This is a genomic window from Bhargavaea massiliensis, from assembly GCF_050480245.1.
Taxonomy (GTDB): domain Bacteria; phylum Bacillota; class Bacilli; order Bacillales; family Anoxybacillaceae; genus Anoxybacillus.
Window position 1 is genome coordinate 1 of record NZ_JBCNEQ010000057.1, and the last position, 16,125, is coordinate 16,125.

The following is a 16,125-nucleotide window of genomic DNA, read 5'->3' on the forward strand; positions in this document are numbered from 1 at the left end:
CACCTCCTCCTACTCGATTTGTTGTCAAATGACAGTAGTCTACAAATAGGAATTTTTGTTATGATTAAAGTTAGAAGAGATGAAAGAACAAGAAAAAACGGGGGAAACAGTATGAGCAAGTTAACGCTACAAGAACTTGAATCTCATCTTTGGGAATCTGCGAATATATTGCGTGGTAGTATTGATTCTTCTGATTATAAAAACTATATCTTCGGAATGCTGTTTTTAAAACGATTAAACGATGTGTTTGTCGAAACCGCTGAGCGGATTGAAAAAGAAGAAGGGGAAGATTACGGTTGGTATGATCGCGATGAACACCAATTTTTCGTACCTGAGAAAGCACGTTGGAGTTATATTCAATCCCATTCGCAAGACGTGGGGGCGGTTATTAATAAAGCCTTTGAACTATTGGAAGATGAAAATCCTTCCCTACAAGGGGTATTAGCGAATATTGACTTTAACGATAAAGAGAAATTATCAGATAAAACAATTCTTCAATTAGTACAGCACTTCTCACAAATTGACTTACGCAATGAAAACTTATCAGAACCTGATATCCTTGGTCGTGCTTATGAATATCTTATCAAGCAGTTTGCTGACGATGCAGGGAAAAAAGGTGGCGAGTTTTATACGCCAAGCCAAGTCGTTAAATTAATTGTCAAACTAATTAAACCTGAAGAAGGTATGCGTGTATGCGATCCAACCGCAGGGTCTGGTGGAATGCTCATTCAATCGGTTGACTATATAAAAGAAAAAGGCGGCAATCCGCGCAACATTACATTGCATGGACAAGAGAAAAACTTAAATACATGGGCGATTTGTAAAATGAATTTGTTGCTTCATGGCTTAAGCGACCATGAAATTAAAAAAGGCGATACGATTCGCGAACCGAAACTATTAGACGAAAATGGCGAGCTCCTATTATATGATCGCGTCATTGCTAATCCTCCGTTTAGCTTAAAAAACTGGGGACGTGAGGAAGCAGAAGCAGACGCATTTAACCGTTTCCGTTTTGGTTTACCGCCAAAAAACGCAGGAGACTATGCGTTTATTCAACATATGATTGCCACACTCAACGATGAAGGAAAAGCGGGAGTTGTTATGCCACACGGCGTTCTTTTCCGTGGCGGAGCGGAAGGGAAAATTCGTCAAGGTATCTTAGAAGAAGATTTAATTGAAGCGATTATTGGTTTACCAGCGAACTTATTCTACGGAACAGGTATTCCAGCATGTATCCTTATCATCAACAAAAACAAAGAAGAGCATAAAAAAGGAAAAGTTCTTTTCATTGATGCATCACGGGACTATCAAGAAGGAAAAAATCAAAATGTTCTTCGTGATGAAGATATTCAAAAAATCGTTAGCACATATGATGCATGGAAAGATGTCGAGAAATATAGCCGTGTCGTTACACTAGAGGAAATTAAAGAAAATGACTACAACTTAAACATCGCCCGCTATATTGATACAATCGAAGAAGAAGAGGAAATTGATGTCGCAGAAGCACTTCGTCAACTTCGTCAACTCGAACAAGAACGGGATGAAATCGAGAAGGTGATGTATGGGTATTTAAAGGAGTTGGGATTTTAAATGCCTGCGTCAAAATGGATTAATGTTCAATTAAAGGATATCGCTGAATTAAAATACGGAAAGTCCCCTAAGGATGTCAAGGTAGAGAGTTCTCCTTATCCGATTTATGGTACCAGTGGTATTAACGGATTCGCAGAAAAACCTCTCTTCAAGGGACCAGTAATATTAGTTGGTCGAAAAGGAACAATCGATAAACCCATTTATATTAGCGAAGATTGTTGGATAATTGATACAGCATTTGGTCTTGTGCATGATGATGAAAAGGTTGACATAAAGTGGTTATATTACTTTCTAGATAACTATAAACTTGAACGTCTTAACGAAGCTACAGGAGTTCCTAGTTTAAGTAAAGCAAATCTGGATAATATACAAATCCCTTTACCTACTAAACAAGAACAACGCAAAATCGCAGCCATTCTCTCCTCCGTTGATGAAGCGATCGAGAAAACAGAAGCCATCATCGAGCAAACGGAGAAAGTGAAAAAGGGGCTAATGCAACAGTTGCTTACAAAAGGAATTGGGCATACGAAGTTTAAAAAGACAGCGATTGGCGAGATTCCGGAGCAGTGGGAGATTAGAAAATTAAACCAAGTTTCTACTCGTATTACTGAGAAGAATAAAGGAAAAACGGATAGAGTATTAACGATATCTGGACTGCACGGCTTAGTTAGCCAAACAGAGTATTTTAATAAATCGGTGGCGAGCAAAAATATTGATGGTTACTATTATTTAAGGAAGGGTGACTTTGCATATAATAAAAGTTATTCTGATGGTTACCCGTTGGGTGCTATAAAAATGCTTGAGAGGTACCCGGATGGGGTTGTTTCAACTCTGTATATATGCTTTAGAATTAATGAAAATATGTGTAAAGATTATTTTAGATACTATTTTGAGAGTAATTTGTGGAACTCGGAAGTAAGTGCAATTGCTCCAGAGGGTGGAAGAAGTCATGGTTTATTAAATGTAGGAGTTAATGACTTCTTTAATATTTTTATACCTATACCGCCTATTGAGGAACAGTACAAAATTTCTAGCATCATTAGATCTGTTGAAAATAAAGAGAAACTTGAACTTGAGAAGTTAGAAAAGTTAAAAACAATAAAAATGGGACTCATGCAAGTCCTGCTCACAGGCAAAGTGCGTGTCAAAGTCGATGATGAGGTGATGTCACAGTGACCGCCGCAAGTGAATGGAATGAGTTAAACCTCGTGGAAAAACGTTTGATTCATCAGCTTCAAGAGTTGGGCTATGAACATATCACAGGCTCAGCTCTTGAGTCTGAACGTGATTCGTTAAGTGAAGTCATTTTGAAGGAACGGTTAAAGAAAGCAATTCAACGTTTGAATCCATGGATTGACGAGAACAACCTTGCCCGCATGATTTACAACATTACTCACATCGAAGCAACAGGATTAATGCAAGCGAATGAAAAGTTTCATGAAATGCTTGTGAACTACATTTCGATTCAACAAGATCTAGGAAAAGGGAAAAAGAATCAAACGGTGAAACTCATTGATTTTGATAACCCTTATAACAATGAATTTCTTGTTGTTGACCAGTTCCGTATTCAAAATGCAAGGGGCACGATTCGTCCTGACGTTGTTATTTTTGTGAATGGATTGCCTTTAGTCGTAATTGAATGTAAAAGCCCAACGTTACAAGAAGATACACAAATTTCTAAGGCGGTCAACCAATTACGCCGCTATCAAGAAACGCATGAGCAGCTGTTCTACTATAACCAATTTATGATTGCGACAAGCAATTATCGAGCGAAAGCAGGAACGATTGGTGCGAAAGTGCAACATTACGGCGAGTGGAAAGATCCGTATCCAAGAACGGTGCCTGAACTTGGCGACTCCCCAACAAAACAAGACATTTTAGTGGCAGGGATGTTAGCAAAAGAAAACTTGCTTGATTTGATTCAAAACTTCATTGTCTTTGAAGTTGATGGCGGTCGGGTCATTAAAAAGATTGCTCGTTATCAACAATTCCGTGCGGTCAATAAAGCGATTCATCGCATTTTACATGCAAAAACACCAAAAGATCGCGGTGGGGTGATTTGGCATACGCAAGGTTCAGGTAAATCGTTAACCATGTTATATTTAGCCGTAAAACTTAGAAGAATTAAAGAGTTGCAAAACCCAACGATTGTCGTTGTAACCGACCGTAAAGATTTGGATGACCAAATTACAAAAACATTCCGTAAATGCGGCTTTCCTAATCCGCAACAAGCGGAAAGCGTTAAAGACCTTAAAAGGCTATTACAACAAGGACCTGGTTCAACGATTATGACGCTTGTGCAAAAGTTCCAACCAGACAAAGATCAAGACGAGTATCCAGAACTTTCAAGGTCGGAAAATATTTTTGTGCTAGTCGACGAGTCGCACCGTACGCAATACAAAGGTTTAGCGATGAACATGCGGAAAGGATTGCCGAATGCATGTTACCTTGGATTTACAGGAACACCGATTGATAAAGAAGATAAAAGTACAACACGAACGTTTGGCTCTTATATTGACAAATATACGATTGAACAAGCGGTCGATGATGGGGCAACCGTTCCAATCTTCTACGAAGCTCGAATGGTTAACCTTCATTTGCAAGGCGAGTCACTAGATCGCTTATTTGATCGTAAATTTAGCGACTATAGCGAAGAAGACCGTGAGCGAATAAAAAAGAAATATGCAGATGAAGAAGCCATCTTAGCGGCTCCGGGCCGCATTGAGCAAATTGCTTTAGATATTGTGGAACACTTTGAAAATTATATCTTACCAAACGGTTTTAAAGCGCAAGTGGTGGCGGTGAACCGTGAAGCGGTGGCGATTTATAAACAAAAGCTAGATGAACTCATTAATGGAAAATATGAAACAGCATTAATTATTTCAACAGGTCCCGAAGATAAAAACAATGAATTATTAAAAGACTACTCCCTTTCTCGTGAAGAAGAAAAACAATTAATTGAACGCTTCAAAAAGCCGTTTGAAGAAGATAAACTAGCGATTTTAATTGTTTGTGATAAACTTCTAACAGGCTTTGACGCACCAATCGAACAAGTGATGTACTTAGATAAACCGTTAAAAGAGCATAACCTTCTTCAGGCAATCGCTCGTACAAACCGTACGTATGAAGGAAAAACGTATGGGCTTATTGTTGACTACTTTGGGGTATCGAAATTTTTAGAGAAGGCGCTCGCGATTTTCTCTAAACAAGATATTCAAGGAGCGCTGTTGCCGATTGAAAGCGAGTTGCCAAAGTTAAAACAAGCCCACCGAAAAGCGATGAGCTTTTTTGACTATATTAACCGAAGCGATGCCGATGCGTGCGTTCAAGTATTAGAGCCTGAAGATGTGCGTCATGAGTTTGAAAAAGCGTTTAAAGAGTTTTCCAAACGAATGGATATGATTTTACCGAACCCTGAAGCTTCTCCATATGTAGAAGACTTAAAGTTTTTAGGGAAAGTACGGCAAATGGCAAAAACGTTATATCGTGACGAACAAATGGACATTTCCGAGTGTGGCGAGAAGGTCAAACAATTAATCGCAGAGCATTTATATGCTGAGTCTGTCGAAGTCATCCATGAACCAATTGATATTTTGTCCAATAAGTTTGATGAGCGGTTGGAAAAAGCCCCTTCAAAAGAAGCACAGGCGGCGGAAATGGAACATGCGATTCGTCATGAGATTAAAGTGAAGCTGGAAGAAAACCCTGTATACTACACGTCGTTAAGGGAAAAACTTGAACAATTAATCGAAGCAAGACGGAAAAAAATGATGGATATCGCTGAATTGGTAGAAAAGCTACGCAGCATGGTCAACGATATGCGTAATGTCAACCAACAAGCACAAAACCTTGGCTTTACACGGGAACAATATCCATTTTACCAGTTGTTTCAACAAATTCTTCCAGATGAAGAACATAAAGATACAATCGATGCGTTGACGCATCTTGTGACAGACATGATTGCCGAGGAAAGTCAAGTCATTGATTGGATAAACAAAGAAGATGTAAAACGAGAAATGCGGAAGAAAATTAAGAAGCAGTTGCGGGCAAGTGTTATCCCTAAAGATCAGATAGAAAATGTAACGCAACAGATTATGTCATTAGCGATGGTTCATTATAAACGATAAACGTATGAAAGCCTCCTACCAATCTAGGGAGGCTTTCGTCATTTATAAAGTTAAGGTTGGGCCATTGATACGCAACCATTCTTTTCTTTGTTCATAGTCCGATATCACAGATTTAACAAAATGCCAAAAATCATTGGAGTGATTCGGATATTTAATATGTGCTAATTCATGTACTAATAAATAATCGATAATCGGCATTGGTGCCATCATAATTCTCCAGTTTAAATATATGGCTCCTTCGTTTGTACATGTTCCCCATCGCATTTTTTGTTCTTTTAATTTAATTTTAGCAGGAGTTACCCCCATTTTAGGGCAATAAATTTTTAAACGTTCTTGTAGTTTCATTTCTCCGTACAGAATATACCAATCTTTGAACGCTTGTTGGAAAAATGAGATTCTTTCTTCTTCTGTTAAATGCGGTGGCACCGTGGCAATAAATTTCCCTTGTTTAAACATAAGAACCGGCTTTGTAACTTCTTCACTTTTATATACTTTTAACCGATAATTGCGCCCTAAATAAGCAAATTTCTCTCCACTTACAAACTCTTTTGGGGCAGGGGGATCAGAAATTTGATTTAACGCCTGCCATTTATCAATAATCCATGGAGCTTTTTTATAAAGGATAGAATGTAAAAGTGTAGGCTCTATCCCCTCAGGAGCTACGACTTTTACCCCCTCTAACCATTCAACCGATATCGTCACATCCCGCTTTTCCGGCTTATACTCTACTGCATAATCTATTGTTGTCTTGCCATATTGAAAGCTAGGCATAGAAATACTGACTCCTTCGTTCCCTTAATTGTCTTTCATTTTAACTTTGGGAAAGCAAAAGGTCAATTGCGAACGGTGCCAGGCACCGTTCGTAAGGAATATGCTCTTTTCGCCAAAAAACAAGCAAAATCGTTGACAAAATGACATTCGCTGAATAAGATAAGATTAAAAGTTGGTTTAGGGAAAAATTATAACCTCTGTACAAATTGTTAATAGGAGGGAAACTGTTATGACTCAAGCAAAACTCGAACGTTTATGTGATGCTCAACCAGGAGAACGTTTTCGTATCACAAAGATTAATATAGAAGGAACAATGAAGCGGAGACTGCTTGATTTAGGGTTTGTGCCCGGCTGTGAAGTAACAGTCTTGCAAAAAAGTCCGTTAGGTGACCCAACGGCTTATCGTGTCAGCCATACGACCATTGCTTTAAGAAAGGAAGAAAGTTCTAATATTTACGGGGAGAGGATCGGCAATGAATAATCGTGAATATACGATTGCACTCGCAGGAAATCCAAATACAGGAAAAAGTACGTTATTTAACGTGTTAACGGGCTTGCGGCAACATACAGGAAACTGGCCGGGGAAAACGGTCGTTCACGCCGAAGGCTTTTTCACCTATAAAGATGAACAATATCGAATCATCGATCTTCCCGGAACGTATTCGTTATACTCTAACTCCGTGGACGAAGAAGTGGCGCGGGATTTTATCATTTTTGCCAAGCCTGATGTTACGCTCGTCGTGTTGGATGCAACGGCGCTGGAGCGAAATTTGAATTTAGCGTTGCAAGTATTAGAAATGACCGACCGTGTCATCGTCTGCCTCAACTTAATGGACGAAGCGAAAAAGAAAGGAATTGTCATTGATATCGCTAAACTTTCCAAAAAACTAGGCGTTCCGGTTGTACCGCTTGCGGCGCGTAATAAAGAAGGCATCGAGGAATTGCTCGAAACAATCGTCCGGATGGTTCACGGGGAAATCAAAACAAAACCGATCGTTGTTTCATACAGTCGCGCGATCGAAGAAAAGATCACCAAACTTCTCCCGCTTGTTAAAGAAATTGTCGGGGAGGAATATCCGGCGCGCTGGGTTGCGCTTCGTTTATTAGACGGAGATACGTCATTGCTTCACGCCTTGCAGCATCAGCCGCATCATTTGTTAAAGGGGGTGCCGAACTATGCGTGCCACTGTTCCGCTAAATCCATTTGATGAATTGATGGATTATGCGAAAAGTTTATCGGACGGCGATACAAGGGAACAAATTGTTTCCGCTATTTTCCAAACATCAAGAGACATTTGCAAAGAAACTATTACGTACACAAAACGTGAAAAGCTGCATGAAACCGAAAAGCTCGATCGTATTTTTACTTCAAAAATCTGGGGATTTCCTATTATGCTCGCCATGCTTGCCGTCGTTATTTATATCACAATCGCTGGCGCAAACGTTCCTTCTTCGCTGCTCGCTGAATTTTTCGGATGGTTTGAAGGATATATAACGCTTGCTCTTGAGAAAATGCATGCCCCAGAGTGGCTGCACGGAATTCTCGTGCTAGGATTGTACCGTGGCACAACGTGGGTCGTGAGCGTCATGTTGCCGCCGATGGCGATTTTCTTCCCGATTTTTGCTTTGCTCGAAAACTACGGATATCTTCCACGCGTTGCTTTTAACATGGACCGGTTATTTAAAAAGTCAGGAGCGCACGGAAAGCAGTCGCTGACGATGGCGATGGGGTTCGGCTGCAACGCTGCGGCGATCATGTCCACAAGAATTATCGAGTCGCCACGTGAACGAATGCTGGCCATTTTAACGAACAACTTTGTCCCTTGCAACGGCAGATGGCCGACGTTAATTTTGCTTGCTTCATTATTTATGGCAGCTGGCTATACAGGTGGCTGGAAGACGTTGATGACAGCAAGTGTGGTCGTCGCGATGGTCGTATTTGGAATCGTCGTCACCCTCACCGTTTCCTGGGTGTTATCCAAAACCGCGTTACGCGGCATGCCGACCCATTATACGCTCGAACTTCCGCCATACCGGCGGCCAAAAATATGGGATACGATTGTTCGCTCCACATTGGATAAATCCATTTACGTCTTAAAGCGGGCTGTAACAGTCGCTGCTCCAGCTGGCGTGTTGACATGGGTGTTAGCTAACATTCATATCGGTGATACAACAGTCCTTGCTTATGTCGCCCATTTGCTTGATCCGTTTGCCCGCCAGTTAGGACTCGACGGCTACATTTTGATGGCGTTCATTTTAGGGCTCCCTGCCAATGAAATTGTGCTTCCGATTTTATTGATGGGGTATTTATCGACAGGAGCGTTAACCGAAGTTGATGGGCTTCATTCTCTGAAACAAATTTTCCTCGACCACGGCTGGACATGGCTGACGGCGTTAAATATGATGCTGTTTTCGTTGCTTCACTATCCGTGCGGGACAACACTCATCAATATTTATAAAGAAACGAAAAGCAAAAAATGGACGTTTGTGGCGTTCGCACTTCCAACAGGTATTGCGATTGCCGTAACGTTTACAACCGCCCATATCGTACAGTGGCTAGGGCTCCTTTAATGAACATCCCGCTTCCTTAGTTAAAAGGCAAGCGGGATATTTTGTTATACCTCTTTCACTTCCTCTAAATGCGACACATCTGCTTCTACAAGCAACTCCAATCGCCCGTCTTTCACTCGAACGGTTGTAAGACTCGCACCATGCATAAACGGCCGAGCCCAAAGTTCTTCCAGCGGGGCTTGTTTCAGACGAGTCACGATCGTTTTTAAGACAACTCCGTGCGTTACAATTACAATATTGCCGGAACGGTACTCATTGATGATGTCAGTTAATGCAGCAAACGCCCGATTTTGCACGTCACTAAATCGTTCCCCTCGCTTCGGGGCGTACAAGTGCGGCTCATTCCAAAAATGGTGAAACAAAATGGGGTCGAACCGCTGAATTTCGTCATGCGTTTTTCCTTCCCAATCCCCGAGATGGATTTCCCGCAATCTTTCCTCTTGATAAATCGGAATCAACCGCTCCCCACGGATGATCTTTGCTGTATCAAGCGCCCGTCCGCTTGTGCTCGCATAAATTGCTGTCAAATCGACTTCCTCTAACCTTTTCCTAAGCCGGCGCGCATCTTCCCTGCCTTTTTCCGTCAGCGGCGAATCTTGCCAACCTTGCATGCGCTTCTCTATATTCCACTCCGTTTCCCCATGTCTTGTCAAATATAGCATAAGCACGCTAGTCCCCCCTTGTAACATACCCTCTCACCATTACGTGTTAGAGGGCATGTTTGCTCGGTTATATTGCTCAAGCCATTGCTTTAACTTTTCCGCTTCGAGCGATTTGCTGAAATAAAAGCCTTGGGCAAAATCACAGTGCATTTGTTGAAGGAGAGATAATTGGTGATTCGTTTCGACCCCTTCTGCAAGTACTTGAATATCAAGGCTTTTCGCTAAATGAATAATCGTATCGACAATCGTTGCATCTTTTGAATTTTCAACAATCCCTTGAATAAAGCTGCGGTCAATTTTTAACATCGACACCGGCAAATTACGGATATAGGCAAGCGATGAAAAACCGGTACCGAAGTCATCGATCGCCACTTGCACACCGATGTTTTTCAACTCCGTTAAAATATGCCTGCCTGTTTCGATATTTTCCATCAATCCGCTTTCTGTCACTTCTAAAATTAAATGCTCCGGCGCAAAGCCAGTTTCGTTCAATATGTAAATGACATGACCGACCAGTTCTTTTCGATTCAACAAAAATGGAGATAAATTTACCGCTAATTTTAACTGCGGAAAATGGACTTGCCACTCCTTTACTTGCCGGCATGCCTGCTCTAATACCCACAAGGTAATTTCAAAAATAAATCCGCTTTTTTCTGCAAGTGGAATAAATTCAAGCGGCGGAATTTCTCCAAGTTTCGGATGCCGCCAGCGAAGCAACGTTTCTACCCCCATCGCAGAGCCGCTTCCTAATTCGATTTTCGGCTGATAACATAAATAAAATTGTTCACGCATAATTGCAAACGGAAGATCACGCTTAATCACCGCCGCCTGGTTTTGAACGGGCTGGTAAAAATAATAGCCGTTTTTTCCGCGATCTTTCACATAGTAAAGTGCTTGATCGGCATATTTCATCAGTTGTTCTTGGTCGTCCGCATCACTCGGAAAAAACGCAATGCCGATCGAAAGCGTCGATTGAATCATTTGTTTTTCGTAACGGAACGGCTGGTGAAACGCCTGAATCAACCGCTCCGCTAACTCGGACACTTTTTCTTTTGTTGCATTCGTCAACAATAGCACAAATTCATCTCCGCCAATTCGCGCAAAAAAATCATCAGCACGCAACACCGCTTGAACCCGCTTCACCGCCTCTTTTAAAAAATAATCTCCCGCCTGGTGCGAAAAATGATCATTAATCCATTTGAACTTATCAAAATCCAAATAGCATAAGGCAAACGTCGTCTGCGCTTCAACAAGCTGACGTATATATTTTTCAAAATAACTGCGATTGGCAATGCCAGTTAACGAATCAAAATAAGCGAGCTGATGCAATTTTTCTTCATATTTTTTGCGCTCACTAATATTTTTCGCCGTAACAACAATGTAATCAAGCTGATCGTCCTCATTTAAAATCGCTTTTCCATGAGCTTCCATCCATACCCATTCGCCTTGTTGGTTGAGTCTACGAAATTCTACGGTTTGTTGCTCGTTCGTTCCATATAACATTTGTAATTTTTCTTGCAAAAGCAACACATCTTCCGGATGTACGTAACGAAACAAATCGTTCTTCAAGCATTCTTCTCGAACGATACCGAACGTGTTTTCAAAAGAAGGAGAAATATACGTTACTTTTCCTTCATTAGAAAGAATTAAAATGTAGTCGGATGAATGTTCAGCGATGATCCGAAACCATTTTTCGCTTTCTTGCAGCGCCGCTTCCATCTGCTTTTGTTCTGTTCGATCGCGTAATACGCATAAAATAGCGCAAACGTTTTCTAAGCGAACAGTGCCAGGCACTGTTCGTAATTGGTTTGTACTAAATATTTTGCATAAAGGAAACTTTTAGGGTAAAAAAAATTGCTCCTACACTTAGAATTAGATATATGTAAGAGCAAAGAAAATGTTGCCTAAATAAATTGTACCTCCGAAAGAATTTTAGTCAAGGGAAACTTTTATTACTTATTAGTTCTTAGGCTCTCTAAAATATTGAACAAGGTACTGACCTTGTTCAAACCATTTAATAATATTTGAAACTTATGTTTGAATGAATACTCTCCCACTTACGTTAAGCTTAGAAGGGCTATAAAAAGTTCTAACCATAACATTGCCATCACCTTCAATGGTTTAAAAAATCATTTATCAAATACTCTGCATCGGCACCCACTCCTCCAATAAGAGCGGATCCTCTTCGATACTGCCACGGCAATCCTAAGAAATATAATCCTTGTACAGAATCAACCAGCTCCGAAGAGGGTTAGATTCTCATTTCCCCGTGATGGATTTGAGAGGTTTCAATTTGAATGGTTGTATGCTGAATTTTAAAGTGTTCCTCAATAAAATGGATCGCTTCTTGTAAAACCTTTTGGCTGTCTTGATGATCTTCAATCAAAATATGGCAACTTAATGAGTCCAACCCTGAAGTAATTGTCCAAATATGAAGGTCGTGAACGTCAATCACTCCTTCAATACTTTCTAAGGCTTTTTTCACTTCATTTTGGTCAATGGTAATAGGCGTTCCTTCCATCAAAATATGAACCGTATGTTTAATAACTCCCCAAGCACCTTTCAAAATTAATAAAGCAACCAAAACTGAAATAATGGGGTCTGCAATATACCAACCAAAGAGCCACATAACGAGTCCTGCAACAATGGCTCCAACAGAACCTAAAGCATCTCCGATAACGTGAAGATAGGCACTACGAAGATTGACATTATTTTTAACATCACCTTTTCTCATTAACGCCCAGGCGCTTAAAAGGTTGGCAAAAAGTCCAATGAATGCAATCAGCATCATAGAACCGCTAGCTACAGTTGGCGGGTTGTAAAAACGCTGAATAGCTTCCCATACGATAAATCCAGCGATAACAAACAAGGTAACTCCATTAAATAAAGCGGCTAAGATTTCAAAACGATAAAAGCCATACGTTTTATTGGGGGAAGCTGGTTTGGTTGCAAACCAAATTGCAACTAAGCTAAGAATAAGTGAACTGGCATCACTAAGCATATGACCAGAGTCAGAAAGAAGGGCTAGGCTGTTTGTGATTAAACCTCCGAAAAACTCTAACAACATAATTCCAGAGGTGATGAGAAGGGCAATCGTAAGCCCCTTTTTATTACCTTCTCTGCCGAAGTCGTGGTGATGATGTCCGTGACCGTGATGATGGTGATGACCGTGGTGATCGTGAGAATGATGGTGATGATGATTATGCATTGTAAAACGCCTCCTTAATGATGTTCAGAATGGTCAATGGCTTGTTTTAATAATGAAATAACGTGTTCGTCATCGCAGGAGTAAAATAGTGTTTTTCCTTCACGGCGATACTTAACCAGTCTCAGATTTCGTAACATACTAAGTTGGTGGGAAACAGCTGATTGAGACATTTCCAATACTTCTGCAATGTGATCTACATTGCACTCTTCTTGCGATAACAAATAAAGAATTTTGATTCTTGTTGGATCGGCTAATACCTTAAATATTTGCGATACATTTTCAATGGTTTCAGATTTTAAGAAAGAATGGTCTTCGGTTTTCATTATGATTTCCCTCACTTTATTTATTATATATGAGCATATGTTCATATGTATGTAATAATATTTTAAATTCAGTTTTTTGTCAAGTTTAGGAAATGTTTTTTAATGAAAATGGGTGATTTAGCTCATAATGAATGAGAGGAGGCTGATGATATGGGAGACAATCATAATCATTCCCACGTATCAGATAACAAAAAGGGATTAATGATCGCTCTTCTTATTACTTCGGGGATAACGGTTTTGGAGTTCTTTGGTGGACTGTTTACGAATAGCCTAGCATTACTATCGGACGCAGGGCATATGTTAAGCGATATTGGCTCTCTAGCTTTGAGCTTGTTTGCTATGTGGTTCGCCGCAAGACCCCCTTCTCCACGAAAAACATACGGTTTTTACCGATTTGAAATACTGGCAGCTATGTTGAATGGACTTCTCTTATTCGTCATTGCGGGATTTATTTCTTACGAAGCTTATAAACGTTTTTTTGAACCTCCAACAGTCGCAAGTGGTACAATGATGCTCATTGCTACCATTGGATTGTTGGCAAACATCACCAGCGCATTTATTTTGACAAAAAAAAGTGATACCAAAGAAAATGTAAATGTGCGAAGTGCCTATTTGCATATCATTTCTGATGCATTAGGTGCGATTGGGGCAATTGTGGCAGGGATTGTAATGTACTTTTTCGGCTGGTATGTGGCTGACCCCATCATCAGTGTTGTCGTGTCGCTATTAATCTTGAGAAGCGCTTGGGGTGTGGTAAGCAACTCCTTTCACATTCTTATGGAAGGAACGCCGATTACAATTGATATGGACAAAGTAAAGCAAACTCTTCAATCCATTGAGGGCGTAAAAGATGTTCACGATTTACACATCTGGACAATCACCTCTGGGTTGGATTCGCTCAGTTGCCATTTGCTCATTGATGATACCAAGGATAGTCAGGACATTTTGAAACAGTCCATCCAACGGATTGAAGAAGAATTTCACATCTTGCATACGACAATTCAAGTGGAAAAATCGGACTTACAACATACCGATTTAAGGGTATAAAAAGGACAGCAGTAAGCTGTCCTTTAAAATATAAGCACATCTATTGTAAATTCTTATTCAAATTCCCGTATGACGTTATCCTCAAGTTTTTTACAGAAAAAATAAGTAAAATGAAACCAATACAAAACCAATTATAGCCATTATAACACAGTATATTTTTGTAGATGTGCGTAAAGCTGTTCCAAAAATTTCTTTTCCCGTCACTGAAAGCATTACCCCCATCGCCAATGCGATAATCATTGCTACTAGCCAAGGAACCCCCATTCCATAATTGCTTCCTATGAAGGCTCCAACTCCTACGGGGGCGGAGGCTATGGTTGCCCCAAGTATGATGCTGAGAATTCCAAACCCAGCCATCAACAAGGGAGTAAAAACAGCAATCCCTTCTGGAATATTGTGAAGCATAATCGTAGTCATCATTGGTTTAGTCAATGAAGCGTGAGTATTAGTTCCAAGTGCAATGCCTGTTGGAAAATTGTGCAGGGCAATACTGAATGTTAAAAATAGACCAGAATGTACGAATACGTCTTTTTTAGCGTCATTTGTAATAATGATCACATTATGAGAAACCTTTTCTAGATGCTTGTAAATAAAATAACCAAAAACCAATCCGACAATAACAATAAACCAACCTCCGATTTCTATACTTTCAGGCAAAATTTCCATTGTGACCAATCCAAATATCATTCCACTACATATTGAAAAAATGGTCGGCATTCCTTTTTGTAAACTTTTAAACAACCAAGCAATCACTCCACCAGATAACATTCCAATAGCAGAAGCAGAAAACCCTAAAAGCCCAAGTGAATTCACCCATCGTCCCCCTTGTACTAGTTGTCTTTACTTTGTATATCTATCAAAACCATAAAATATGCCTTAAGAAAACAAAAAAAATCCTCCGCCGTGGGAGGATTGTAAAGCCTTCGTTTTCGGAAAAGTGAGGTTTGTTTATTATAAAGGCATTGGAGTTTTAGTTGGTTTTGCGTAACCTTCTTTGTACTTTTCATCAATGTAATGGCGAATTTCCTTTATAGACTTACCTTCTTGTTTCATTTTAATGGATTCCGCTGCGATTTGTAAGCAAACACCACAACGAGTACCGTGGTCATCCCAGACAACAGAACCATCTTTATTGATTTTTTTGACAAAGCAATTCATACTACTTTTATGTCCCGCACTCTCGGCACAACCGCAATAACAAGGAATCCATTGTAACAACTCTATTGATTTGCCAGCAGCTTGATATACCAAGCGGACCTCTTCACTTTGACCTTTCAAAAAGGTCGGTAAAACGTCAGCAGAAGCAGTTTTTTCTTGCAAATCCCCATTGGAAGAATGCTCTTGATGTGATTGTTCTTTATTGGAACTGCAAGCCGAAATGATCAAAGTGAGCAGAAGTAAAACAATCATTCCCTTATATTTCATCCTTGTCACCTCTTATAACATTAGGGTATTGTCAAAAGTTTATCCTCCACACTCACGGTTTTCCCTTGAGTTTCAACGGTTGGAAGAAAAAAAGCTTGCCACCCCCGTTGTTTTCGGCCATCATTGAGGTAACGACACCCAACAGCCAAAACAAAGGAGTGACAAGCTTTGTTACCTCAATTATTAGCCTATTTGCTCGAAATAATCAAGACCCAATATCAAATCATTGTGTATTTGATGGGTGTGATCGTGGGAAAATCCTTACGAACGGTGCCAGGCACCGTTCGTACGTTCATTTCTTTCGTTCGTCGGGTTTTATTTGGGCAACTTCCTCTCGATTGGAAATCAGAGATGGTAGCTGTCTTATTTGAGCATGCCCATTTTTACGGGAGAAGTATTCA

The 16,125-nt window shown here is 40.3% G+C and carries 14 protein-coding genes and 2 pseudogenes; 8 read left to right on the forward strand and 8 right to left on the reverse strand.

Annotated features, from left to right (window positions below; genetic code table 11):
* Positions 1-111: 111 nt before the first annotated feature.
* The 3 genes from ABEV15_RS11170 to ABEV15_RS11180 are packed head-to-tail and all read left to right on the forward strand — an operon-like array spanning position 112 to position 5,717.
* The gene (locus ABEV15_RS11170) at positions 112-1,590 is read left to right on the forward strand and encodes a type I restriction-modification system subunit M (protein WP_498853245.1); all 1,479 of its coding nucleotides are present in this window, start codon (positions 112-114) and stop codon (positions 1,588-1,590) included.
* A complete protein-coding gene (locus ABEV15_RS11175; RefSeq protein ID WP_498853246.1) occupies positions 1,591-2,766 on the forward strand; it encodes a restriction endonuclease subunit S in 1,176 nt (391 codons plus the stop codon). It begins immediately after the preceding gene.
* Positions 2,763-5,717, forward strand: a complete 2,955-nt coding sequence (locus ABEV15_RS11180; protein ID WP_498853247.1) for a type I restriction endonuclease subunit R — start codon at positions 2,763-2,765, stop codon at positions 5,715-5,717. The genes ABEV15_RS11175 and ABEV15_RS11180 overlap by 4 nt, the downstream gene beginning before the upstream one ends.
* 42 nt (positions 5,718-5,759) lie before the next feature.
* On the opposite strand, the gene ABEV15_RS11185 is transcribed toward ABEV15_RS11180, so the two are convergent.
* On the reverse strand, positions 5,760-6,488 hold the full coding sequence (locus ABEV15_RS11185; protein ID WP_498853248.1) for a M48 family metallopeptidase: 729 nt from the start codon (positions 6,486-6,488) through the stop codon (positions 5,760-5,762).
* A gap of 229 nt (positions 6,489-6,717) precedes the next feature.
* Here ABEV15_RS11185 and ABEV15_RS11190 point away from each other — a divergent pair, with 229 nt between their 5' ends.
* The 3 genes from ABEV15_RS11190 to ABEV15_RS11200 are packed head-to-tail and all read left to right on the forward strand — an operon-like array spanning position 6,718 to position 9,059.
* Positions 6,718-6,969 (forward strand): FeoA family protein, encoded by a 252-nt coding sequence (locus tag ABEV15_RS11190; RefSeq protein WP_004891660.1) that lies wholly within the window; start codon positions 6,718-6,720, stop codon positions 6,967-6,969.
* Entirely contained in the window at positions 6,962-7,696 is a 735-nt protein-coding gene (locus ABEV15_RS11195; protein ID WP_004891658.1) for a FeoB small GTPase domain-containing protein, read from the forward strand. Before ABEV15_RS11190 ends, ABEV15_RS11195 begins: the two co-directional genes overlap by 8 nt.
* Before the next feature lie 7 nt (positions 7,697-7,703).
* On the forward strand, positions 7,704-9,059 hold the full coding sequence (locus tag ABEV15_RS11200) for a nucleoside recognition domain-containing protein (RefSeq protein ID WP_498853250.1): 1,356 nt from the start codon (positions 7,704-7,706) through the stop codon (positions 9,057-9,059).
* Positions 9,060-9,103: 44 nt separating this feature from the next.
* On the opposite strand, the gene ABEV15_RS11205 is transcribed toward ABEV15_RS11200, so the two are convergent.
* From ABEV15_RS11205 to ABEV15_RS11225, 5 genes and pseudogenes are all read right to left on the reverse strand, one after another.
* Positions 9,104-9,721 carry a histidine phosphatase family protein gene (locus tag ABEV15_RS11205; protein ID WP_004891652.1) on the reverse strand — a complete coding sequence of 206 codons (618 nt, stop codon included), beginning with the start codon at positions 9,719-9,721 and terminating at the stop codon, positions 9,104-9,106.
* Positions 9,722-9,760: 39 nt separating this feature from the next.
* Positions 9,761-11,515, reverse strand: a complete 1,755-nt coding sequence (locus tag ABEV15_RS11210) for a putative bifunctional diguanylate cyclase/phosphodiesterase (RefSeq protein ID WP_498853249.1) — start codon at positions 11,513-11,515, stop codon at positions 9,761-9,763.
* A 319-nt stretch (positions 11,516-11,834) separates the two neighbouring features.
* Positions 11,835-11,957 (reverse strand): annotated as a pseudogene (locus tag ABEV15_RS11215) (oxidoreductase); the annotation flags it as partial.
* A gap of 15 nt (positions 11,958-11,972) precedes the next feature.
* The gene (locus ABEV15_RS11220) at positions 11,973-12,929 is read right to left on the reverse strand and encodes a cation diffusion facilitator family transporter (RefSeq protein WP_004891650.1); all 957 of its coding nucleotides are present in this window, start codon (positions 12,927-12,929) and stop codon (positions 11,973-11,975) included.
* A gap of 14 nt (positions 12,930-12,943) precedes the next feature.
* Positions 12,944-13,252, reverse strand: a complete 309-nt coding sequence (locus tag ABEV15_RS11225) for an ArsR/SmtB family transcription factor (RefSeq protein WP_004891647.1) — start codon at positions 13,250-13,252, stop codon at positions 12,944-12,946.
* Positions 13,253-13,402: 150 nt separating this feature from the next.
* Here ABEV15_RS11225 and ABEV15_RS11230 point away from each other — a divergent pair, with 150 nt between their 5' ends.
* Positions 13,403-14,299, forward strand: a complete 897-nt coding sequence (locus ABEV15_RS11230) for a cation diffusion facilitator family transporter (RefSeq protein WP_009361455.1) — start codon at positions 13,403-13,405, stop codon at positions 14,297-14,299.
* 90 nt (positions 14,300-14,389) lie between these two features.
* Here ABEV15_RS11230 and ABEV15_RS11235 read toward each other — a convergent pair whose 3' ends face one another.
* A complete protein-coding gene (locus ABEV15_RS11235) occupies positions 14,390-15,112 on the reverse strand; it encodes a ZIP family metal transporter (RefSeq protein WP_009361454.1) in 723 nt (240 codons plus the stop codon).
* A gap of 138 nt (positions 15,113-15,250) precedes the next feature.
* Entirely contained in the window at positions 15,251-15,724 is a 474-nt protein-coding gene (locus ABEV15_RS11240; RefSeq protein ID WP_011230081.1) for a PCYCGC domain-containing protein, read from the reverse strand.
* A 168-nt stretch (positions 15,725-15,892) separates the two neighbouring features.
* On the opposite strand from ABEV15_RS11240, the pseudogene ABEV15_RS11245 reads away from it, so the two are divergent.
* Positions 15,893-15,988 (forward strand): annotated as a pseudogene (locus tag ABEV15_RS11245) (transposase); the annotation flags it as partial.
* Positions 15,989-16,125: the final 137 nt, after the last annotated feature.

What these genes read in the sequence shown, in the direction of transcription:
- ABEV15_RS11170 (WP_498853245.1), top strand. Translation starts at nt 112, where the DNA reads ATGAGCAAGTTAACGCTACAAGAACTTGAATCTCATCTTTGGGAATCT.
- ABEV15_RS11175 (WP_498853246.1), top strand. Translation starts at nt 1,591, where the DNA reads ATGCCTGCGTCAAAATGGATTAATGTTCAATTAAAGGATATCGCTGAA.
- ABEV15_RS11185 (WP_498853248.1), bottom strand. Translation starts at nt 6,488, where the DNA reads ATGCCTAGCTTTCAATATGGCAAGACAACAATAGATTATGCAGTAGAG.
- ABEV15_RS11190 (WP_004891660.1), top strand. Translation starts at nt 6,718, where the DNA reads ATGACTCAAGCAAAACTCGAACGTTTATGTGATGCTCAACCAGGAGAA.
- ABEV15_RS11195 (WP_004891658.1), top strand. Translation starts at nt 6,962, where the DNA reads ATGAATAATCGTGAATATACGATTGCACTCGCAGGAAATCCAAATACA.
- ABEV15_RS11200 (WP_498853250.1), top strand. Translation starts at nt 7,704, where the DNA reads ATGGATTATGCGAAAAGTTTATCGGACGGCGATACAAGGGAACAAATT.
- ABEV15_RS11205 (WP_004891652.1), bottom strand. Translation starts at nt 9,721, where the DNA reads ATGCTATATTTGACAAGACATGGGGAAACGGAGTGGAATATAGAGAAG.
- ABEV15_RS11220 (WP_004891650.1), bottom strand. Translation starts at nt 12,929, where the DNA reads ATGCATAATCATCATCACCATCATTCTCACGATCACCACGGTCATCAC.
- ABEV15_RS11225 (WP_004891647.1), bottom strand. Translation starts at nt 13,252, where the DNA reads ATGAAAACCGAAGACCATTCTTTCTTAAAATCTGAAACCATTGAAAAT.
- ABEV15_RS11230 (WP_009361455.1), top strand. Translation starts at nt 13,403, where the DNA reads ATGGGAGACAATCATAATCATTCCCACGTATCAGATAACAAAAAGGGA.
- ABEV15_RS11240 (WP_011230081.1), bottom strand. Translation starts at nt 15,724, where the DNA reads ATGAAATATAAGGGAATGATTGTTTTACTTCTGCTCACTTTGATCATT.